Annotated in this window: 19 protein-coding genes; 10 read left to right on the forward strand and 9 right to left on the reverse strand. The window is 47.4% G+C overall.

The window, feature by feature from the left end:
- The first annotated feature begins 4 nt into the window (after positions 1-4).
- On the forward strand, positions 5-943 hold the full coding sequence (locus B5D42_RS02410) for a hydrogen peroxide-inducible genes activator (RefSeq protein ID WP_078829822.1): 939 nt from the start codon (positions 5-7) through the stop codon (positions 941-943).
- Here B5D42_RS02410 and B5D42_RS02415 read toward each other — a convergent pair whose 3' ends face one another.
- The 4 genes from B5D42_RS02415 to B5D42_RS02430 all read right to left on the reverse strand — a co-directional run bounded on the left by B5D42_RS02415 (position 944) and on the right by B5D42_RS02430 (position 4,960).
- Positions 944-1,756: an alpha/beta hydrolase gene (locus tag B5D42_RS02415; RefSeq protein WP_078829823.1), complete on the reverse strand. Its 813-nt coding sequence runs from the start codon at positions 1,754-1,756 to the stop codon at positions 944-946.
- A gap of 71 nt (positions 1,757-1,827) precedes the next feature.
- Entirely contained in the window at positions 1,828-2,616 is a 789-nt protein-coding gene (locus tag B5D42_RS02420; RefSeq protein ID WP_078829824.1) for an alpha/beta hydrolase, read from the reverse strand.
- Positions 2,617-2,666: 50 nt separating this feature from the next.
- Positions 2,667-2,975, reverse strand: a complete 309-nt coding sequence (locus B5D42_RS02425; protein ID WP_078829825.1) for a rhodanese-like domain-containing protein — start codon at positions 2,973-2,975, stop codon at positions 2,667-2,669.
- Positions 2,972-4,960 carry a KUP/HAK/KT family potassium transporter gene (locus B5D42_RS02430; RefSeq protein WP_078829984.1) on the reverse strand — a complete coding sequence of 663 codons (1,989 nt, stop codon included), beginning with the start codon at positions 4,958-4,960 and terminating at the stop codon, positions 2,972-2,974. Before B5D42_RS02430 ends, B5D42_RS02425 begins: the two co-directional genes overlap by 4 nt.
- Before the next feature lie 164 nt (positions 4,961-5,124).
- Between B5D42_RS02430 and B5D42_RS02435 the strand changes: the two genes are divergently transcribed.
- From B5D42_RS02435 to B5D42_RS02455, 5 genes are all read left to right on the forward strand, one after another.
- Positions 5,125-6,651, forward strand: a complete 1,527-nt coding sequence (locus B5D42_RS02435; protein WP_078829826.1) for a hypothetical protein — start codon at positions 5,125-5,127, stop codon at positions 6,649-6,651.
- Between the two features lie 11 nt (positions 6,652-6,662).
- Positions 6,663-7,646 (forward strand): hypothetical protein, encoded by a 984-nt coding sequence (locus B5D42_RS02440; protein WP_078829827.1) that lies wholly within the window; start codon positions 6,663-6,665, stop codon positions 7,644-7,646.
- A gap of 76 nt (positions 7,647-7,722) precedes the next feature.
- On the forward strand, positions 7,723-8,385 hold the full coding sequence (gene purQ / locus B5D42_RS02445; RefSeq protein ID WP_078829828.1) for a phosphoribosylformylglycinamidine synthase subunit PurQ: 663 nt from the start codon (positions 7,723-7,725) through the stop codon (positions 8,383-8,385).
- 32 nt (positions 8,386-8,417) lie between these two features.
- Positions 8,418-8,870 (forward strand): protein-disulfide reductase DsbD domain-containing protein, encoded by a 453-nt coding sequence (locus B5D42_RS02450; protein WP_078829829.1) that lies wholly within the window; start codon positions 8,418-8,420, stop codon positions 8,868-8,870.
- A gap of 13 nt (positions 8,871-8,883) precedes the next feature.
- Complete coding sequence (locus B5D42_RS02455) at positions 8,884-10,830, forward strand: protein-disulfide reductase DsbD family protein (protein WP_078829830.1); 1,947 nt, start codon at positions 8,884-8,886, stop codon at positions 10,828-10,830.
- A gap of 73 nt (positions 10,831-10,903) precedes the next feature.
- Here B5D42_RS02455 and B5D42_RS02460 read toward each other — a convergent pair whose 3' ends face one another.
- Positions 10,904-11,485 carry an RNA polymerase sigma factor gene (locus B5D42_RS02460; RefSeq protein ID WP_078829831.1) on the reverse strand — a complete coding sequence of 194 codons (582 nt, stop codon included), beginning with the start codon at positions 11,483-11,485 and terminating at the stop codon, positions 10,904-10,906.
- A 206-nt stretch (positions 11,486-11,691) separates the two neighbouring features.
- Between B5D42_RS02460 and uvrA the strand changes: the two genes are divergently transcribed.
- The gene (uvrA, locus tag B5D42_RS02465; RefSeq protein ID WP_078829832.1) at positions 11,692-14,523 is read left to right on the forward strand and encodes an excinuclease ABC subunit UvrA; all 2,832 of its coding nucleotides are present in this window, start codon (positions 11,692-11,694) and stop codon (positions 14,521-14,523) included.
- Between the two features lie 82 nt (positions 14,524-14,605).
- Positions 14,606-14,812, forward strand: a complete 207-nt coding sequence (locus tag B5D42_RS02470) for a response regulator transcription factor (RefSeq protein ID WP_176112876.1) — start codon at positions 14,606-14,608, stop codon at positions 14,810-14,812.
- Positions 14,813-14,836: 24 nt separating this feature from the next.
- Here the strand turns inward: B5D42_RS02470 and B5D42_RS02475 are convergent, their stop codons facing one another.
- Positions 14,837-15,244 (reverse strand): DUF4293 domain-containing protein, encoded by a 408-nt coding sequence (locus B5D42_RS02475; protein WP_078829834.1) that lies wholly within the window; start codon positions 15,242-15,244, stop codon positions 14,837-14,839.
- Between the two features lie 133 nt (positions 15,245-15,377).
- The gene (gene glyA / locus B5D42_RS02480) at positions 15,378-16,658 is read right to left on the reverse strand and encodes a serine hydroxymethyltransferase (RefSeq protein WP_078829835.1); all 1,281 of its coding nucleotides are present in this window, start codon (positions 16,656-16,658) and stop codon (positions 15,378-15,380) included.
- A 176-nt stretch (positions 16,659-16,834) separates the two neighbouring features.
- Here glyA and B5D42_RS02485 point away from each other — a divergent pair, with 176 nt between their 5' ends.
- Positions 16,835-17,830 (forward strand): sugar phosphate nucleotidyltransferase, encoded by a 996-nt coding sequence (locus B5D42_RS02485; RefSeq protein WP_078829836.1) that lies wholly within the window; start codon positions 16,835-16,837, stop codon positions 17,828-17,830.
- A 41-nt stretch (positions 17,831-17,871) separates the two neighbouring features.
- Positions 17,872-18,819 carry an NAD(P)H-dependent flavin oxidoreductase gene (locus B5D42_RS02490; protein ID WP_078829837.1) on the forward strand — a complete coding sequence of 316 codons (948 nt, stop codon included), beginning with the start codon at positions 17,872-17,874 and terminating at the stop codon, positions 18,817-18,819.
- A 20-nt stretch (positions 18,820-18,839) separates the two neighbouring features.
- On the opposite strand, the gene B5D42_RS02495 is transcribed toward B5D42_RS02490, so the two are convergent.
- Together B5D42_RS02495 and B5D42_RS02500 are read right to left on the reverse strand one after the other, a co-directional pair.
- Positions 18,840-19,595, reverse strand: coding sequence for an SDR family NAD(P)-dependent oxidoreductase (locus tag B5D42_RS02495; RefSeq protein WP_078829838.1), 756 nt, complete (start codon positions 19,593-19,595; stop codon positions 18,840-18,842).
- 16 nt (positions 19,596-19,611) lie between these two features.
- A complete protein-coding gene (locus B5D42_RS02500) occupies positions 19,612-20,805 on the reverse strand; it encodes an MFS transporter (protein ID WP_078829839.1) in 1,194 nt (397 codons plus the stop codon).
- Between the last annotated feature and the right edge of the window lie 75 nt (positions 20,806-20,880).

Consider the following 20,880-nt stretch of genomic DNA (forward strand, 5'->3'; position numbering starts at 1 on the left):
TAGGATGACATTCACTCAACTGGAATATATCATAGCCGTTGATACCTGGCGGCATTTCGCACTGGCAGCAGAAAATTGTTATGTGTCGCAGCCTACGCTAAGCATGCAGATCCAGAAGGCGGAGAAAAGACTCGGGGTGAAGATCTTCGACAGGAGTAAGCAGCCCGTCATTCCTACGGAAATAGGGGCTGAGCTGATAGAGCAGGCCAGGAAGATCATAGCCGAGAAGAATCGTATGGATGAACTGGTAAAGGAAAAGAAAGGCATTGTTTCGGGCGAGATCCGCATAGGGATCATTCCTACACTGGCGCCTTATCTGCTGCCTTTATTCGTGCCGCAATTTGCCAAAAAATACCCTTTGGTAAAACTGGTTGTAAATGAAATGATGACGGATGTAATGATTTCCAGATTGAGAGAAGGCCGTATTGATATGGGAATACTGGTCACTCCCCTGCATGAGCCCGGCATCCGGGAACATGTGTTGTTTTACGAAGAGCTGATGGCTTATGTGTCTCGCAAAAATGCTGCATACAAAAAGACCTATGTTCTTCCCCAGGATATCGACCCGGATAAATTATGGCTGCTCGAAGAAGGGCATTGTTTCCGCAGCCAGATCGTGCATCTCTGCGAGCTGAAGAAAGCAAGCCAGGCTTCCAGTCATTTTGAATATGAAGCCGGCAGTATCGAAACATTGAGGAGAATGGTAGAATTGAATGATGGCATCACTATTATTCCTGAATTGGCTACTATAGATATGACTGGTAAGCAGCTCGGACATATCCGTTATTTCAAAAAGCCGGCTCCCATGCGAGAAGTTAGCATTGCTGTACACCGTGATTTTGTAAAGAAAAAACTGGTAGAGATCATCCGGCAGGAGATCATGGCAGCGATACCTGAAAAGATCCGGCAGAATAAACAAAAGAACGTAGTACCTGTCCTGTAATTATTGCATCAGCAGGCTGTCGAGCTTATGCTGCATCAGCGGATAACTGTTCAGGTTCACATGGTCGCCGCCTTCGATCGTGATAAATTCATCACCCGGTTTGAAAGCCTGTTTCAGCATTGCTGCATTACTGTAAGGGATCAGTCTGTCTGCAGTACCGTGAAATACGGTAACCGGTGCAGTTACTTTCAGCAGATAATCACAGGTGGGGAATTGAAAATGCAGCAGGCTGCTGCTGTACGGATACATCCAGAGATAAGGTTTTGCGAGCGATGCAATGCTGTTATAAGGTGTTTCCAGTATCAGCTTTCTGCAGTCTCTCACAGATGCGAGTTGAGATGCAATGCCGGTACCAATGGATTTTCCGTAAATAATGATCTGGTCGGGCCGGTAATGTGTTCTTGCCAGCTTATAGATCTGTAAAGACATTTCATACAATGCTGCTTCAGATAACGGAACGGTTGACTTGCCGAAGCCGGGATAATCCGGCATCCAGACTGCATATCCTTTTTTGGTAAAAGCCGGTACAAACCGCGCATAGTGCGTTACATTTTTCATGTTCCCCGGGAAATAAAGCACAAGCCCCTTGTTCAGGGAATCGGGTACATTGAATTGTACAAGATGTACGCTGCCTTCATCGTCGAACGTAAGATCGGTTTCGGTATGTGGTTCAGGAAAGGAATACCGGATACCTGCTGCTACGGCTTCGGGGTGGAAAAATATCTTTTCCTGCAGAAAATACAATCCTGCACCAACCAGGCAATAGATCGCTGCTATGATCACCGCGATCCTGTAAATACGCTTTTTCTTCACATTGCAAAGTTAATGGAATGCTTTAATGATGCGGTATTCACGGTAAATACTGCTGCTCATACTGGCTGTTCTCAGTATTTAAGTATGTCACGTATAAATGCATGATATTCAGGAAAGGAAGGCAGGTTATTATGACGGCCGCCTTCTATGCTGATCAGTGTGATCTTTCCGGGATTCAGCTGCCTGAGTTTTTCACTGTGCCTAATCGGGATCAGTTTGTCCCTGGTGCCATGGATAATATAAGTATGACAATTCACTTTCATGATCCACCTGTCTGTTCGCAGGTGATAACGCAGCACGTATTTTACAGGCAGGATCGGCAGGAAACGTTCTACCACTTTTCTGAAGCTGTAATACGGTGAGTCGAGTATCAGGTAACGCGGCATATTATCCGATGCGATCTTGGCTGCAAATCCGCTCCCGATGCTTCTGCCATATACAAGGATATGGTGTTGCGGGTACTTTTTGGTGAGTTCATCATATACATACTGTATATCGGCCAGCATATCTTTTTCATTCCGCTTACCGGTACTCTTTCCAAACCCGCGGTAATCTACCAGTACCACATCATAATCATAACGGTAAAAATCCTTTGCATAACGTGCCCAGCCTTTGATGCTACGGGTATTGCCATGCAGGTAAAGGATCAGTCCTTTGGGCTCTTTCCTGTAAAAATGCAATCCATTGATCCGTACACCGGGTGCAGGATAGAAGAACAGCTCTTCAAACGGGATATCGTATTTGAAACGGAAATCGTCCCTGAGTTTTTCAGGCTTAAAGATGAATCTTTCCTGCAGGAAATAAACTGCTACAGAAAGAAGGGCAATGCCCCCGAGGATATAAATGACGATAGGATGCAAACAGGCGATTATGTAGTAAGATAAGAAGAAAAAAACATACCAGCTTCTTGTCAGAATGTTGCCGATGCCTTTTGCCAGGCGTCCATACCGCCACTCAGGTTGACAAGATTGGTATAACCTTTCTTTTCTTCCAGTCTTTGTATCGCGATCATGCTCCTGATGCCTTTACGGCAATAAAGAACAACCGTTTTATCAGCCGGGATCTGATCGGTATGATTGATGATCTCTCCCAGCGGTAACAATATGCCGCCGATATTGTATGCCGCATGTTCTTCCGGCTCACGCACATCTATCAGCAGCAGTGATGATGTATCCTGCTGCAATAATGTATGAAGCTGGCGGGGAGTTATGCTGGTCATTCAAATTCGTTTCCGTCGGTGTAGATCCTTTTCAGGTTCAGTTTGGAAACCGGCGCAACAATAAGCGGAAATTTCTCTACCGTTACGGTGCTCGGATCCAGTCCGAAACCTCTTTCTTCACCCAGGCTGATTTCCTTAAGCCAGAAATAAAGTTTCATGATCACGCGCTCGAGGAATGGCAGTTCATTATCCTGGCTGAGGTATTTCTCCAGTACAATGAACTGGAAGTCGCCCACGATATTGTTCTTCTCAAGACTTTCATATCTTGATGTGATATTCACTTCCTTGTTGTTCACCAGTTCTTCCACCACTTTACGGAACATAAGGTTGATGCGCTGTTCTACGCGGAACCCGAGCCTGAATTCCACACGGATAATATCGTTCGGGATGATATGTTCTACCGAAAATTCGCAGGTATACGGGTCGTCCAGTACGTCTACGTGCACGAACCAGTAAATATCTGCCCGCTTTGGTTTTTTATTGAGGATGGAGTAGATGATCTTATGTTCGATCTCTTTCGGGTTGTTGGCGCTGGTCATATAAACCAGGTGCGTGGCATATTTGGGGATGGTCCTGTCGTTGCTCAGTTCCTGGATCATCGGTATATAATGCTCCAGCCGTACAAATTCCACGTACCTGTTTTTGATCTTGCGGCTCCTGAACCAGACGTACATTACGAGGAAGAGTCCGCCACCAACGATCAGCGTTACATAACCGCCATGCATGAATTTTTCGAGGTTCGCAATGAGGAAGGATATTTCAATTGCGAAATAAACGATCAGGTAAAGATAGATCCAGCCCGCAAATACCCGCCGGCTTACGAGGAAATTGGCAAAGAGAATAGAGGTACTGATCATGCACATCGTAATGGCCAGACCGTAAGCCGCGCCCATATTGGCCGATTTCTGGAAATAGAGTACAATGCCCACGCAGCCGATGAACAGCAGCAGGCTGATGCCGGGTATATACAGTTGTCCTTTTTCTTCCGTAGGATAATTGATCTTCATCTTGGGCCACAGGTTGAGGCGCATGGCTTCACTGATGAGCGTAAAGGAGCCTGAGATCAATGCCTGGCTCGCGATAACCGCAGCTACGGTTGAAATGGCGATTCCTGCCAGTTTGAACCACTGCGGCATGATGCTGATGAATGGGTTAAAGCCGTCGGCCATGGTTTCCGGCGGAATGATCTCACCACTGTGATTGGCCAGCAGCCAGGCTCCCTGACCGAGATAGTTCAGGATAAGACAGGTTTTTACAAACACCCAGGACACACGGATATTACCGCGGCCGCAATGCCCGAGGTCGCTGTACAATGCTTCGGCTCCCGTGGTACACAGGAACACCGCACCGAGCAGCCAGAAACCTTTCGGATAATGGGTAAGCAGATCGATGGCATAATGCGGGCTCAGCGCTTTGAAGATACTGATGTCGTCAAACAGGTGCATACAGCCAAGCACGGCCAGCATGCCGAACCACAGCGCCATGATGGGACCGAATAATTTTCCGATAGAAGCCGTTCCGAATTGCTGCAGAAAAAATAATACCGAGATGATGGCAATTACAATGGCAACAATGGTTGACTGCTGAATATTCCTGAGTGAAGGAAGTTGTCTCAGGCCTTCAATAGCTGAAGTAACCGTAATGGGCGGTGTGATGATCCCGTCTGCCAGCAGCGCCGCGCCGCCTATCATTGCGGGGATCACCAGCCATTTGCGCCGGCGCCTTACCAATGCATACAGGCTGAAAATACCACCCTCGCCCTTGTTGTCTGCCTTTAAAGTAAGCACCACGTATTTGATGGTGGTCTGCAACGTAAGCGTCCAGATGATACAGGACAGCGAACCGAGGATGAGCTCATCCGTAATGGCCCTTCCGGTAATGATCTCGTTTAAAACATAGAGGGGAGACGTACCGATGTCGCCATAGATGATACCTAATGCAATGACGAGGCCCGGAAAGGTTGCCTTGTTGATGTTCTTGCTCACAAAGTGGATTTGCTTGTAAAATCTGTTAATCTTTAACAAATGTATAGCAATATACTGAAGTACAGATGAGGATAATCCTGCGTTGATTTACCGGGAGAAGAGTGGCGAACGGGGTGTTTAGTTTCGCCCCGTTTAACTACATTTGAATATAAATTGACGGGCACATGAAAAGACCGGTAATTCTCCTTATTTCCTCGCTTTTTCTCGCCGCACTCACAGGTTGGGGCCAGAAGATCAGTTATGCCGAACCTGAGCGGGACGATGCACGTACGCTCAACTTCGACGTGATCGGTAAAGTGGGCGGCCAGGTACTGGTCTACAAGAACTACAGGGATGCGCATTATGTATCTGCTTACGATAATGATATGAAGCTGATCGAAAAAAATAAGCTGGATTTCTTTCCCGATAACAGGATCCTGAACACGGATTTCCTGCAATACCCGGATTATGCCTATATCATATACCAGTACCAGAAAAAGAATATACTGTACTGTATGGCCGCCAAAATTGACGGTCACGGGAAGAAAATAGGGGAGCCCGTACTGCTGGACACTACCGCCAATGTTAACTATAACGTAACGAATAAGGTATATTCTTTTATCAACAGCGACGACCGGCAGCGGTTCATGGTATTCAAGATCAACAGCAGGAACGACAGGTCGCACATCCTTACCACCCTGCTTTTCGATAAGGATCTGAGCATGCTGAAACGTACCCGCGTGGCAATCCCAATGCCGCAGCGCAACGATTTCCTGTCGGAATTTTCCCTGGCCAATGATGGAGATCTCGCCTGTATCCGGGCTTCCGGAACAGCATCGAACGATAATATCAACAAGGTAACACTGATCACCAAACCGGCCGATTCGGACCAGGTATTCATGACCGATCTGCGTTTGAATAACCTCTACCTGGATGATGTCCGCATTAAAGTGGATAACCTGAATAAACATTATGTTATCACATCTTTCTTCAGCAAAACGAGGAGAGGGAACATCGATGGCTTGTATTACTATCTGTGGGACAAGCAGTTACGTAGTGAAATACTCACTGCTTCCACCACTTTTTCAGATGAGTTCCGTGCAGATGCGAAGGGCGACCGGGGGCTCAAAACAGCGTTCAATGATTTTTTCCTGAAAAACATCGTGGTAAGAAAGGATGGTGGTTTCATGGTAGCGGCAGAATCTGCTTATACCACTTCACGGGGCAATGCCCTTAACCGCTGGGATTACCTGTATGGGTCACCTTACTGGATGTCGTCTGATTATTATGCCTGGAGTAACCCGATGGGCTATTATCCCTGGTGGCGCTATAATTCTTTCAACAATACACTTACCCGTTATTATGCAGACAATATAGCCGTGATCTCTTTTGATCCGAAGGGGAAACTGGAGTGGAGTAACGTGATCAGGAAATCGCAGTACGACGATAATTCCGATAATTTCATCGGGTATGGTGTGATGAACAGCGGAGATCAGTTCCATTTCCTGTTCAATACACAGGAAAGAAGGGATCAGATCCTGACGCTGCAGTCGGTATCGCCTTCGGGGCAGATCACCAGGCCGCCAACACTGAAGAACCTGGATATGGCTTATGAGTTCATGCCCCGCCATGCCAAACAGGTAGGTGCAAGGCAGATGGTAATACCATGCCAGTACAGAGGGTATACCTGTTTCGCAAAAATTGAATTTTAATCTTTCATAGCGTGGTCTTTTTATTCCGGGATAAATCCATTGTCAATATTTTTTTCCTGGCGGTGCTCAGCATTGCCGTACACCTGCACTTTTTTGCAGAAACACCACTGATTGTTGTTAACAAAGACGACGGGTTCTTCTCCGATCTGCTGATCCGTTATGTGAAAGGCCAGCCAGACACGCTGCTGTTCCTGCTCTATCATTGCCTGATACTGATACAGGCGATCCGGCTGAACATGGCGCTGAACGACCTGCGTATGTTTCAGCAGAACACTTATACAGCTGCGATGGCCTATATCCTGCTGTCTGGGATGCTGGTGCAATGGTGCAGCATCTCATCTTCGCTGATTTCCAATTTTATGGTCATCTGGATCTTTATCCGGCTGAGCAAACTGTATAATCACCCCTCGCCCAAAACCCTTTTATTCAATACCGGCCTGATCGTTGGCGCATCCGTACTCTGTTATCATCCTACGGCGATACTGATAGGAGTGGTACTGTTTGCGCTGGCCGTGGTAAGACCGTTCAGGCTGGCGGAATGGCTGATATTGCTGATGGGTATTCTTTTACCGTTCTATTTCCTGTTTTCCTGGTTATTCCTTAATGATCAGCTGGGCCGTGTGCGTGTGTTCCTGCCATCGATAGAGGTAGATCTGCCTGTGAAGCACTGGAATCTGCCGCTTGTAATAGGGTTGTCGGTGCTTTTGCTGAACCTGCTGGTGGGTTTTTATTACTGGCAGCAGTCGATCAACAGGATGGTGATCCAGATCAGGAAAACCTGGAGTGTAATGCTGGTGATGTTGCTGATATTGCTGGCAATACCCTTCATTTTCAGGCATACCGGTATAGAATCGGGTGTAATGTGCCTGGTGCCGCTGGCATCATATGCTTCCATTGCATTTTCTGCACCGCGGCGGCTCATCGTTCCCAACCTGCTTTTCTGGCTTGCAGCAGCGGTGATCGTATACAATAACTGGCTGCTTTTTAAAAATTAACGCCCTTTTTTAACAAGTCATAGTTGTACCTTTGCGCCACTACTAACAAAGGCGAAAGCTCAAAACATAAACAGATATGAAATTCGGTGTAGTTGTATTTCCGGGATCTAATTGCGACAGGGACATGCAGGATGCTTTGCAGCATGATCTGGGCAAAGAAGTGATCATGCTCTGGCACAAAGACGAAGACCTGAGCATGTTTACCACAGAAGACTGTATTGTTCTTCCGGGTGGTTTTTCTTACGGAGATTACCTTCGCTGCGGAGCGATTGCCCGTTTCAGCCCGATGATGAAGAGCGTGATCGAGTTTGCCAATAAAGGTGGCAAGGTTTTGGGTGTGTGTAACGGATTCCAGATCCTGTGCGAAAGCGGATTACTGCCGGGTGTGCTGTTGCAGAATGCCAACCAGCAGTTCATCTGTAAAAACGTATATATCAGCAATAAGGCAGGGCAGGCGCTCAAAATACCGATTGCACACGGCGAAGGACGTTACCATGCCGATGAAGCAACACTGGATGAACTGGAGCAGAACAACCAGGTGATCTTCAGGTATTGCAATGAAAGCGGTGATGTAGGTGAAACCGGTAACCCTAACGGGGCCAGCAGGCATATTGCCGGGATCCGTAATAAAGCGGGTAATGTATTCGGAATGATGCCACACCCCGAAAGAGCCACTTCAACCGCGCTGGGCAACCTCGATGGTAAAGAAGTGTTCAGCATACTCGGATTGCTCAATTAATTCAAACGATTGCAACATAAATAAGGAAAAGTATGAAAAGGATCATGTTAACAATGCTGCTGGCTTTCCTGGGCATGTCAGCTTTTGCTCAGTCGCCAGACCCTGTAGAGTGGAACTTTGAAGTAAAACTGAAATCTGCCGGTACTTATGAAGTTATTGCTACTGCCAATGTGGAGAAGCCATGGCATCTTTATTCCCAGAATACAGGCAAGGGCGGTCCGATCCCTACCAAGTTCACGTTCAAGAAAAATCCGTTGATCACAGTTTCGGGCGCGGTTAAAGAAACCGGTAAGCTCGAGAAGGTATACGACAAGAACTTTAAAACAGATGTACTTTTTTATGGTGGTACTGTAAAATTCACACAGTTGATTACCGTAAAGGGGAAGGCCAAAACCAATATCAGCGGCGTTGTTGAATATATGGTCTGCGATGATAGCCAGTGCCTGCCCCCAACTAAAAAAGCATTTGATCTGAAGTTGCCATAATACCAAACTACTGATGAAAAAACTGTCGGCCCTCTGTATTGCCTTGCTGAGCTGCATGGTTCTGTGCGCCCAAAGCGAAAGTTTACTGAAATGGAAAGTAGAAGCAAAGAAGACCGGCAATGGCCAGTATGAGCTGGTTGCGGTAACTACCATTCCCGATGGCTGGTATCTTTATGGCATTAATAAGAATATCGCCGATCTCGAAACCGTTAAGTTCGTACCCGAATACGAAAATGCAAAAACTGCCGGAGAGATCAGGTTCAATAAAGAGCCGCTGCAGATAACCGACCCGGTATTCAGCCAGAAAGCCAGTGTATTCGATAAAACGATCGAGGTTCGCCAGCAGTTTGAAATAACCGGATTTATTCCAGCCACTTTAAAAGGAGTGATCACTGCCAATATCAGAAAGGGCGAAGAGTTCAACACAACAGAAGAGGTTTTTGAGGTAGCGCTCGAAGGCGGAGCGGTTGCCACACAGGCATCGGCTATCAAACTCAGCTCCATCGATATTAATAAGCCGCTTGCAGATTGCGGTCAGAAAAGCACGATTGCTGAAGGCGGTTTGTTATCCATATTTTTCCTGGGTTTGTTAGGTGGCCTTATCGCCCTGCTGACGCCCTGCGTTTTCCCGATGATACCGGTGACCGTATCGTTCTTTACCAAAAGGGCTGCCAACAGGAAACAGGCGATCCGTAACGGCGTGATGTACGGATTCTTTATCTTCCTGATCTATATCATGGCGAGCATTCCTTTCCATATACTGGGAAATGTGCAGCCGGAAATCTTCAATAATATCTCAACCAATTCCTGGCTTAATATCATCTTTTTTGCCATTTTCATCTTTTTTGCACTTTCATTTTTCGGCTTTTTCGAACTGACACTGCCGGGTAATGTAGCCAGCAAAGCAGATTCGAAAAGCGGCCTGGGAAGCATTGGTGGTATTTTCTTTATGGCCCTGACACTGGCCATCGTATCCTTCTCCTGTACCGGCCCGATCCTCGGTTCGCTGCTGGTGGGCTCACTGAGCGGTGGAGCATGGCAACTGACAGCAGGACTGGCCGGTTTCGGTGTGGCACTGGCACTGCCTTTTGCGCTGTTTGCTATTTTTCCCGATTGGTTACAATCGCTGCCCAAATCGGGCGGCTGGCTCGATACAGTGAAAAAGGTACTCGCCTTCGTTGAAGTGGCGCTGGCATTCAAATTCCTCTCGAACGCAGACCTGGTGATGCACTGGGGTATCCTGAAAAGAGAGGTGTTCATCGGCATCTGGATCCTGACAGGTATAGCGCTCACCTTATACCTCTTTGGTATATTAAGGCTGCCGCACGATTATAAAGGCATGAAGATCAGTAAAGGCCGTAAAGTGCTGGGTGTGGTATCCTTACTTTTTACACTTTACCTGCTTCCGGGTGTTACACAGTCTCCTTATGCCAATCTGAAGCTTCTGAGCGGTTTCCCGCCGCCACTGAGCTATAGCATCTATGGTAAGGATAATGTTCATGGCAAAGGACTTGAAGCGAATGTGGTAAATGACTATGATAAAGCCCTGCAGATGTCCAAAGAACAGCATAAACCATTGCTGATCGATTTTACCGGCTGGGCCTGCGTAAACTGCCGTAAAATGGAAGAGAACGTGTGGACGCAGCCTGAAGTATACAATTATATTAAGGAGAACTTTATTCTGGTATCCTTGTACGTTGATGACAGGGCGAAACTGGCAGCAGAACACCGTATCAACTCTTATAAGACCAAAGACGGAGCTACCAAAGATATCATTACCATCGGCGATAAATGGGCTACATTCCAGTCTGAGAATTTCAGTCAGACAACCCAGCCTCTATATGGGGTGCTCGATAACCAGCAGCGGCTGATCAACCACCCGGTTGGGTATACCCCGGATGCCAAAGAATACCTGGCCTGGCTGAAATGCGCAAAGGAAAAGTTCGATGCCATCCAATAAAGGGTAAGAAACGATAGTAAAAAGGTAAGGATACATTCCTTACCTTTTTTTATGACTATAAGATCTGTGAATATTAAAGAACGATCTGTCTTTCCTGCATCATCTTACGCAGGTTGATCAATCCGTAACGCATACGACCCAGCGCTGTATTGATACTGCAGTTGGTGATCTGCGCAATCTCCTTGAAGCTGAGGTTGGCATAATGCCGCAAGATAATGATCTCACGCTGCTCATCGGGCAGGAGATCCAGCATCTGGCGCACTCGTTCGTGGCTCTGGCCCTGCATGATCTTGCTGTCGGCGCCGTCTTCGGAAACCTGGAGCACTTCAAAAATATCTTTATCGTCGCTGGTCTTGATCGCCGGCGTACGTTTTACTTTCCTGAAATAATCCACGCAGAGATTATGGGCAATACGTAAAGCCCAGGGCAGAAATTTGCCTTCTTCCGTGTACCTTTTATTCTTGAGTGTATCGATGATCTTGATGAACACATCCTGGAAAAGATCTTCGGCCAGATAGCTGTCTTTCACAAAAAAGAGAATCGAAGAAAAGACCTTGTCCTTATACCGCAGCACAAGCGTTTCGAAAGCATTGAGGTCGCCTTCCTGAAATGCCAGTACCAGTTCTGTATCAGACGCTTGGTCTAAAGTTCTCATAATTCTTGCTTTTGATCAGCGTTTACAACGGTTTGAGATCGGGAAATACATAAGGAACTGCAACAAGGCAGTCCTCTTCGAACTTCAAAGTAGATATCTTTTTAAAACGCGCTGCCTTTGTGGAAAAGATTGTTTGTGAGGGTGGTAGTTATGCACATTTTTAAAGATGTGTAAAGGCGCCCAAAAAGCTTAAATTTGCTTACACTATGACAGTAAAAACGAAGTCGCCGTCATCGGCTATTCATAACGAAAGTTCAGACCAGATTATTGTGAAAGGTGCCCGGGTGCACAATCTTAAAAACGTTACCGTTTCTTTTCCACGCAACAAGTTGATTGTGGTAACGGGGGTTTCCGGCAGCGGTAAATCTTCCCTCACGATCGACACGCTTTTTGCCGAAGGTCAGCGCCGTTATGCAGAAAGTCTCAGCGCGTATGCACGTCAGTTCATGGCCCGTATGGCCAAACCGGATGTTGATTATATCAAAGGCTTATGCCCCGCTATAGCCATCGAACAGAAAGTGATCACGAGAACACCGCGCAGTACGGTGGGCAGCATGACGGAAATCTATGATTACCTGCGCCTGCTTTATGCGCGTACCGGTAAAACTGTTTCTCCAATCAGCGGAAATATTGTGAAGAAGGACGATGTAACGGATGTGGTAGCTGCAATCAGAAGCCTGAAGGATGGCACTAAAACGGTGATCATTGTTCCTTTCCGCCTGCATGCAAAACGTGATCTGCGTGAAGAGTTAAACATATTGATGCAGAAAGGCTTTTCAAGGGTATACCAGTTCAGCAATAGCGATGAACGTGAATTGCTGCGTATAGAAGATCTGCTGGAGCTGTCGGATAAAGAACTGAAGAAAACACTGCTGCCCGCCTCAGAAACAAAAGTGTTTGTATTGATCGACAGAATTGTGACGAAGGATTTTGATGAAGACGATATTCACCGGCTTTCAGATTCTGTGAATACTGCCTTTTACGAAGGCGAAGGTGAAATGTTCGTGGAAGCCGATGGTAAGCTGATGCACTACAGCAACAGGTTTGAGCTCGATGGTATCCAGTTCGAAGAGCCGGTTCCCAACCTGTTCTCCTTCAACAATCCATTCGGTGCATGCCCTACCTGTGAAGGCTTCAGCCAGGTGCTGGGAATAGATGCCGACCTGGTGATCCCCGACAGGCGTTTAAGCGTTTACGACGGTGCAGTAGCGCCCTGGAAAGGCGAGAAACTGGGCTGGTGGCGCGAGCAGTTTGTGAAAGAGGCTTCCAAAACAAAATTCCCTGTTCATAAAGCTATTGCAGATCTTACCAAAGAGCAATATAACCAGCTCTGGAACGGCATAGGCGGTGCGCTTGGAATTCATGATTTTTTTAAGGAAGTGGAACAGAACCTGTACAAGGTACAGTACCGCGTATTGCTCAGCCGTTACCGCGGAAGAACAACCTGTACTGATTGCGGTGGCTACAGGCTGAGGAAAGAAGCTTTATATGTAAAAGTGGGTGGTTGTCATATCGGCGAATTATGCGAATGGCAGGTGCGCGACCTGAAGCGCTGGTTCGATGAGTTGTCGCTTTCGGCACACGATCAGCAGGTGGCAAAACGCATCATGCTGGAAATACACCAGCGCCTGCAGACACTGATAGATGTAGGGCTTGGTTACCTCACACTCAACAGGCTTGCAAACTCACTGAGCGGCGGCGAAAGCCAGCGTATACAGCTTACCCGAAGCCTGGGCAGTAATCTTACCAATTCGCTTTATATACTGGACGAACCCTCAATCGGTCTGCACTCGCGCGATACGGAAAAACTGATCGGCGTACTGAAATCTTTGAGGGATCTTGGCAATACGGTAGTTGTAGTTGAGCATGATGAACTGATGATGCGTGAAGCAGATCATATCATCGATATGGGGCCGCTTGCTTCTCACCTCGGCGGAGAAGTGGTGGCAGAAGGGGATTACGATACGTTGGTCGCCAACCCGGAAAGTCTTACCGGAAAATATCTTTCAGGGAAGCTTAAAATCGAAGTGCCCAAACATACGCGCAAATCCAAACGGCAGATCACCGTGGAAGACGCGAGGCAGAACAATCTTCAGAACCTTACCGTATCATTCCCGCTGGATGTATTATGTGTAGTGAGTGGTGTGAGCGGCAGCGGTAAAACAACGCTTGTAAAGCAGGTGCTTTATCCTGCATTGCAGAAAATGCGTGGCGAATTTGCAGATAAAGTAGGTGCACATAAAGCGATCACGGGTGATATCGATCATATTTCGCAGATAGAAATGGTAGACCAGAACCCCATCGGTAAATCATCGCGCAGCAATCCTGTTACCTATATCAAAGCATACGATCATATCAGAGACCTTTTTGCAAAACAGCCCCTGTCTAAAATGCGTGGTTTCCAGCCCAAACATTTTTCTTTTAATGTGGATGGCGGCCGTTGCGATACCTGTAAAGGAGAAGGCGAACAGATTGTTGAAATGCAGTTTCTGGCAGATGTGCACCTGACCTGCGAATCATGCGGCGGCAAACGCTTCAAAGACGAAGTGCTGGAAGTGCAGTACAAAGGAAAAAGTGTTCATGACATCCTCGATATGAGTGTGGATGACGCCGTTGCTTTTTTCAGCGATGATAAAGCGATCCGGCAGGCCATCCAGCCGCTGCAGGACGTAGGGTTGGGCTACGTTAAATTAGGACAGAGCAGCGATACCCTCAGTGGTGGCGAAGCTCAGCGTGTAAAGCTCGCCAGCTTCCTTGGCAAGGGCAAAGGCCTCGGTCATATCCTGTTCATATTTGATGAACCTACTACCGGTCTTCACTTTCATGACATCCGGAAACTGCTGGCTTCTTTCAACGCACTGATCGACCAGGGACATTCACTCATCGTGATCGAACACAACACAGATGTGATCAAATCTGCCGACTGGCTGATAGAACTTGGTCCTGATGCAGGCGATGCCGGTGGCACACTTGTTTACAGCGGCGTACCAGCCGGGTTGAAAAAGGTTAAGGATAGTTATACCGCAGCGTTTTTGTAGACTGTTGGGTGCAAGTATGACAAAAGAAAACATGTGTTTGAGAAAAAACATAATGCTTATTATTGTTCTTATTTGTACCCCAATGAAAGCAGTAGTTTTTAAACCCAAGGAAATTCAGATCATCAAACTCATTTGCCGGCAATATTCCACCAGGGAGATCGGAGAGAAAATGGGCATCAGTCATCGTACCATTGAAGGATGCAGGGAAAGAATACTGGAGAAAACAAAAGCCAAGAATATGGTAGGCATAGCAATTTATGCCATCAAGAATGGCATCCATAAAATATAGCCGGATATTCTGTTTTGATGTTACTTAACGCAGCCTGTCAAGACTTTTGACGAGCTTCTGATCCCTGTAAATATTTCTTATTGCAAGTGCATAAAAGACCGGTGCTGCAAAAGCAAATACCGAAGAAAGTGCTATGCCGCCCGTATTGTAAGTCTGCGTTTTGGAGAAGAACAATGCAACATTGATGATGGCAACTGCAAAAGCCGCAATGGTCAGCTTCAGCTGCAAAGACCTGTTCTTATAAAGAAAGATCGCTACAAACCCCGTAATCGCAGCTGCAATGGTCAGTATCAGCAAAGGCAGGTTGCCCAGCGCCGTAAAACGTTCTGCAGGTAATGCGCCGATGCTGCCGATATAAAAAGGCAGTTGCAGGGTGATAAAACCACAGGCAGAAGCTGCCAGTAACCAGATTGTTTGTATGCGTTGTATCATAAAAATGGTTTGCCGTATTTGAAAAAAAGAACGGTCAATGGTGTAATATGAAGTTATTCATTTGACTGTAAACAACAAAACTTGTTAAGCCCGATGTTACTGTTCCTTCCATTGACCGTTATCGGATCAGCGTTTAACCCATTTCCGGGTAAAGCACAAACTGCTCCATAAATTCATTTACCTGCTTTTTAACGCTGTGGTGCAATGCTTCGTCGTCTGCATTCATCAACACCGTGTCGATCGAATTTACTACAAATTCCATGTCTTTTTCCACCATGCCGCGCGTGGTAATGGCTGCAACGCCAAAACGGATACCTGATGTTACGAATGCAGATTTATCGTCATAAGGAACCATGTTCTTGTTTGCAGTAATATCTGCATGTCCCAGTACCTGCTCGGCTTTCTTGCCGCTGATATTTTTGTTGCGCAGGTCGATCAGCATCAGGTGATTGTCTGTTCCGCCGCTGATGATCTGGTAGCCGCGGTCTGTAAAGGCTTTGGCCATAGCCTGTGCATTCTTTTGCACCTGCTGCTGGTAAGTAAGGTATTCCGGTGTGAGGATCTCTCCGAAAGCGATGGCTTTTGCAGCGATCACATGCTCCAGCGGCCCGCCCTGCGTTCCAGGGAATACAGCCATATCGATGAGGTTGCTCATCATACGCAGATTGCCCTTTACATCTTTCAGCCCGAAAGGATTTTCGAAATCCTTTTTCATCATGATCACACCGCCTCTTGGTCCGCGCAGTGTTTTATGTGTGGTAGAAGTTACAAAATGACAGTGATCGAAAGGATAAGATAAAAGTCCTTTGGCGATCAGTCCCGCAGGATGCGCGATATCTGCCATTACAAAAGCACCGATTTCGTCAGCCACTTTCCTGATCCTTGCATAATCCCAGTCGCGGCTGTAAGCGCTGGCGCCGCAGATGATCAGTTTAGGCTTTACTTCCCTGGCTTTCTGTTCCAGCATTTCATAATCTACCAGGCCGTCATCTTTCTTTACCCCATAAAAATGTGGCTGGTACAGCTTGCCGCTGAAGTTTACTGCTGAACCATGGGTAAGGTGACCGCCCATGCTCAGATCGAGACCAAGGATCGCATCGCCGGGCTGGAGAATCGCCAGCATGAGAGCGGCATTGGCCTGCGCACCGCTGTGAGGCTGTACGTTGGCATATTCCACATCGAATATTTCCTTGAGCCTGTCGATAGCCAGCTGCTCGGTTTTATCCACTATTTCACAACCACCGTAATAACGGCGGCCGGGATACCCTTCGGCATATTTATTCGTCATCACATTACCCATCGCCTGCATTACCTGCAGACTGGTAAAATTCTCAGAAGCGATCAGTTCTATGCCACGGCGTTGTCTTTCCAGTTCCTGCCTGATGATGTCAAAAACAAGGGTATCTCTTTGCATTGTTTTGAATTTGCTGCAAAAATAAATGTTAATTACATGTGACAGCGCTATTATTTAGCCACCTTTGCATCTGAAGGCCGCCGCATAATGTAAGTGATACACGGTTTCAATAGTTTTCCCTATTTTCGGCCTGATTGAAAATGCATGGCCCCGATAGCCAGGCAAAATCTCAACACATGAAAGCAATCATACCCGTTGCAGGGGCCGGAACCAAACTCAGGCCTCATACTTATACACAGCCCAAGGCATTGATACCTATCGCAGGTAAAACCATACTCAGTTTCATTGTAGACCAGCTTCACGATGCCGGCATCAATGAATTCATTTTTATCGTTGGTTATCTCGGTGAAAAAATACAGGACTATGTTAAACAGACCTATCCTGAACTGATAACGCATTTTGTTTACCAGAACGAAAGACAGGGTACCGGGCACGCCATCGAGCTTACAAAAAATATTGTGGGCGATGATGAAGTGTTTGTTGCGCTGGGCGATACCATCTGCGAATATGATGTGAAAGAAGTCGTGAACAGTCCTTACAGCATGCTCGGTATTAAAAAGGTAGATGATCCCCGCAATTTTGGTGTTGCCGCCATTGGCGAAGACGGGTTTATCGATCAGCTGATCGAGAAGCCGGCCATCCCGAAAAGTAATATGGCGCTGGTGGGTTTGTATAAGATCAAGGAAACGAATTTCCTTTTCGAATGCCTGCATACCCTGTTCACACAGAACATTAAAAGTTATGGTGAATATAACCTGACAGATGCGCTCGACTGTATGATCAAACGCGGCGCGAAAGTTCAGGCCTTCAAGGTGAAGAACTGGTTCGACTGCGGCCGCAAGGAAACCCTGCTGGAAAGCAATGCAACCCTGCTGAAAAAGCATGGCGGCAACGTAAATCCGGAAGCGCACGGGTTTAAGGATACTATCATCATCCCCCCGGTAAGCATTGCGCCGGGATGCGATATTTCCAACTCTATTATTGGTCCGCATGTGGCCATTGGTGCCAATACAACGGTGAAACATTCTATCGTGCGCGACAGCATTATCGGCTCGTTCACCAGCCTGTATGAAGTAGTACTCGATAATTCCCTGATCGGCAGTGATGCGGCGGTAAAAGGTTTGAGCCGCAGCCTCAACATCGGCGACAATACAGAGATAGATTTCGGATAACTGATTGCCGTTACATTCATTTCAAGACACAAACCAGCAGTATGGAATTTTCAAACCGGGTTACACAGTTATTCGGCGTTAAATATCCCATTATACAGGCGGGTATGATCTGGGCCAGCGGCTGGCGGCTCGCTTCTGCGGTAAGTAATGCGGGCGGATTAGGTCTGCTCGGTGCCGGAAGCATGTACCCCGAAGTGCTCAGGGAACATATTCGGAAATGCAAGGCTGCTACTTCCAGACCGTTTGGCGTAAACGTGCCTTTGTTATACCCGGATATAGAAGTACTGATGAAAGTGATCACGGATGAAAAAGTACCGGTTGTTTTTACCAGTGCCGGTAATCCCAAAACCTGGACAAAGCAGCTGAAAGATGAGGGGGTAACGGTAGTGCATGTAGTGAGCAGCAGCCTGTTTGCAGCGAAAGCAGCAGCAGCCGGTTGCGATGCGGTAGTGGCAGAAGGCTTTGAGGCAGGCGGACATAACGGAAGAGAAGAAACCACCACCATGGTGCTGATCCCTGCCGTTCGCGATGCAGTAGATATCCCGGTTATTGCGGCCGGGGGAATTGCCACAGGAAAACAAATGCTGGCAGCAATGGCATTGGGCGCAGACGGTGTTCAGGTAGGAAGCCGGTTTGTCTGCACACCGGAAGCGTCATCACATGCAGCATTCAAGGAAGCCATTATACAGGCAAAAGAAGGCGATACCCAGCTGAGCATGAAAAAAACAGTTCCCGTACGCTTGCTGAAGAATGAATTTTTCAAAGAAGTCAGTGAGGCGGAAAGCCGTGGTGCTTCTGCCGAAGAGCTGCAGCAGTTACTCGGCCGCGGGCGCGCCAAAAAAGGCATGTTCGAAGGCGATATGGCTGCCGGCGAACTGGAGATCGGTCAGGTAAGCGCATTGATCAGCCAGGTGAAACCTGCGGCAGACGTAGTGTCTGAGATCTGGCAGGAATTCCTGGAAACAGGCAGAGCCTGGAGCAGACTCTGATTTCTTATTCAAATACAATTCTATTTCTGAACATACATCGAGTTGGCCTGCGCAAGACAGGTTACAACCAGATCGTTGATGCATACATGTTCGGGCAGGTTGGCTACATATAATGCAATGTCGGCAATATCCTGTGCCTGCAGCGCCTGGTAGCCTTCGTAAACCTGGCGTGCTTTTTCTTCATCACCTTTAAACCGGACGATAGAGAATTCCGTTTCCGCTGCGCCGGGATGAATGGCAGTCACTTTTATTTTATGTTGCAACAGGTCTATCCGCATGGCCTTGCTGATGGCATCAACGGCATGTTTGGTGGCACAATACGTATTGCCATCTTTGTATACTTCTTTGGCTGCAGTGGAACCGATATTGATGATATGTCCTTTTTTTCTTTCCACCAGGTAAGGTAATACGGCTTTGCTTACATACAGCAGGCCCTTCAGGTTGGTGTCGATCATGGTATCCCAGTCGTCCAGGTTCGCAACTTCAAAACTGTCACGGCCCAGGGCAAGGCCGGCGTTGTTAACAAGCACATCGATCGCCTGCCATTCTTCCGGCAGCTGGCTGATGGCTGTGTTAACGGCATGCCTGTCGCGTACATCAAAAACAAGCGGTATCACATCCACACCGTAAGTTACCTGCAGATCGCCGGCAAGCTGTACCAGGATGTCTTCCCTTCTGCCGGTAATGATACAGTTCCAGCCTGCTTTACAAAAACTGGTAGCAATGGCTTTGCCGAAACCTGATGTAGCGCCTGTTACGAGAATGATCTTTTTCATGATATACGGATATGGGTTACGAAATTAAGGAACCTGGTGTTTTTTTATTCCATTTAAGCAATAAGCAGAAAGCGATCAGCGCCAGTGTTGCGGGAAGCAGGAAAGCATACATAAAATGGTCATGACGGTTGCCATAGATCAGCGCCGAAAAATAGGCACCGGAACCGATGCCGGCTTCCAGCGCAATATACATGGATGCCACAGCCCTGCCCCGGTTTTCGGGCAGGCAGAGATCTACGGTCCAGGCAGCAATGGTAGGGCCGTTCATGCCCCAGCTGCAGCCGAATATGGCAGCGCTGAGCAGCAGAACGGGCAGTGAGTTTGCAAATGCGAGCAAGGCCATCGCCAGTGCCATGCCCAATGATGAATAAATGAGCACGGCAATCCGGCCTTTTCTGTCTGAGCTTTTGCCCGCGGCAATCCTCATCAGTAAAGAGACCGCTGTGTAAAAACCGAAGAACAAACCCTTATTATGACCACCGACGGCTTCTGTAAGATCCGGCACCAGTGTTAACGTACAGCCGGTAGAAAAGGCGAGCAGCAGCATGATAATGGCCGGTTTTACCGCTGTTTTTTCAAAGACCTCATTACGGCTGATCTGTAGTATGCGTGGCGAGAACCGTTGCGGGTTAGGTAGTGTTTCCCTGATATTGTACAGGATCACAACAGACCCCAGTGCCGCTGCCGAAGAAGCATAAAACATGACATTGTACGAGAATAACTGCACCAGCGTACTGCCGGCAAGCGGGCCGAGCGACATGCCCACGGTATAACCAATGGACAAAGCACCCAGTGCTTCTCCGCGCCTCGATTCGTGCACTACATCGGCACCGTAGGCAGAAGTGGCGGTAGGCTTGAAACCGGTAGAAAAACCATGGAAAAAGCGGAGCAGTAAAAAACCTGCAACAGAAGTAAGTACAGGATATAAAAGACTGCAGATCACACAAACCAGCGAGCCGAATACCATCACCGGAACACGGCCAACGGTATCGGTGAGCTTGCCGCTGAAAGGACGTGAAATGCCAGCCATTAAAGTGAAAAGCGCAATGATCAGTCCCTTGTATTCCGCACCGCCCAGTCTGGTAAGATAACCCGGCAGTTCAGGGATCATCATACTGTAACTGGACGCGAACAGGAAATTACTGATACACAGTAAACCGAATTGCCAGTTGAAATAAGGATGATTTGCTGCAGGGGCCGTACTTGCCATCGCACAAATGTAGGAACAGCAGGCAAAACAGGACTTTATTAAAAACTTTTGGGGCGAACTTGGCGATTGATTTAT

The organism is Sediminibacterium ginsengisoli, from assembly GCF_900167075.1.
GTDB classification, from domain to species: Bacteria; Bacteroidota; Bacteroidia; order Chitinophagales; family Chitinophagaceae; genus Sediminibacterium; species Sediminibacterium ginsengisoli.

Bases quoted from the DNA above. Each gene is read 5' to 3' on its own strand.
- B5D42_RS02425 (WP_078829825.1), bottom strand. From the start codon at position 2,975: ATGACCAGCATAACTCCCCGCCAGCTTCATACATTATTGCAGCAGGAT.
- B5D42_RS02410 (WP_078829822.1), top strand. From the start codon at position 5: ATGACATTCACTCAACTGGAATATATCATAGCCGTTGATACCTGGCGG.
- B5D42_RS02435 (WP_078829826.1), top strand. From the start codon at position 5,125: ATGAAAAGACCGGTAATTCTCCTTATTTCCTCGCTTTTTCTCGCCGCA.
- B5D42_RS02470 (WP_176112876.1), top strand. From the start codon at position 14,606: ATGAAAGCAGTAGTTTTTAAACCCAAGGAAATTCAGATCATCAAACTC.
- B5D42_RS02450 (WP_078829829.1), top strand. From the start codon at position 8,418: ATGAAAAGGATCATGTTAACAATGCTGCTGGCTTTCCTGGGCATGTCA.
- B5D42_RS02475 (WP_078829834.1), bottom strand. From the start codon at position 15,244: ATGATACAACGCATACAAACAATCTGGTTACTGGCAGCTTCTGCCTGT.
- B5D42_RS02495 (WP_078829838.1), bottom strand. From the start codon at position 19,595: ATGAAAAAGATCATTCTCGTAACAGGCGCTACATCAGGTTTCGGCAAA.
- purQ (WP_078829828.1), top strand. From the start codon at position 7,723: ATGAAATTCGGTGTAGTTGTATTTCCGGGATCTAATTGCGACAGGGAC.
- B5D42_RS02460 (WP_078829831.1), bottom strand. From the start codon at position 11,485: ATGAGAACTTTAGACCAAGCGTCTGATACAGAACTGGTACTGGCATTT.
- uvrA (WP_078829832.1), top strand. From the start codon at position 11,692: ATGACAGTAAAAACGAAGTCGCCGTCATCGGCTATTCATAACGAAAGT.
- glyA (WP_078829835.1), bottom strand. From the start codon at position 16,658: ATGCAAAGAGATACCCTTGTTTTTGACATCATCAGGCAGGAACTGGAA.
- B5D42_RS02500 (WP_078829839.1), bottom strand. From the start codon at position 20,805: ATGGCAAGTACGGCCCCTGCAGCAAATCATCCTTATTTCAACTGGCAA.
- B5D42_RS02485 (WP_078829836.1), top strand. From the start codon at position 16,835: ATGAAAGCAATCATACCCGTTGCAGGGGCCGGAACCAAACTCAGGCCT.
- B5D42_RS02455 (WP_078829830.1), top strand. From the start codon at position 8,884: ATGAAAAAACTGTCGGCCCTCTGTATTGCCTTGCTGAGCTGCATGGTT.
- B5D42_RS02490 (WP_078829837.1), top strand. From the start codon at position 17,872: ATGGAATTTTCAAACCGGGTTACACAGTTATTCGGCGTTAAATATCCC.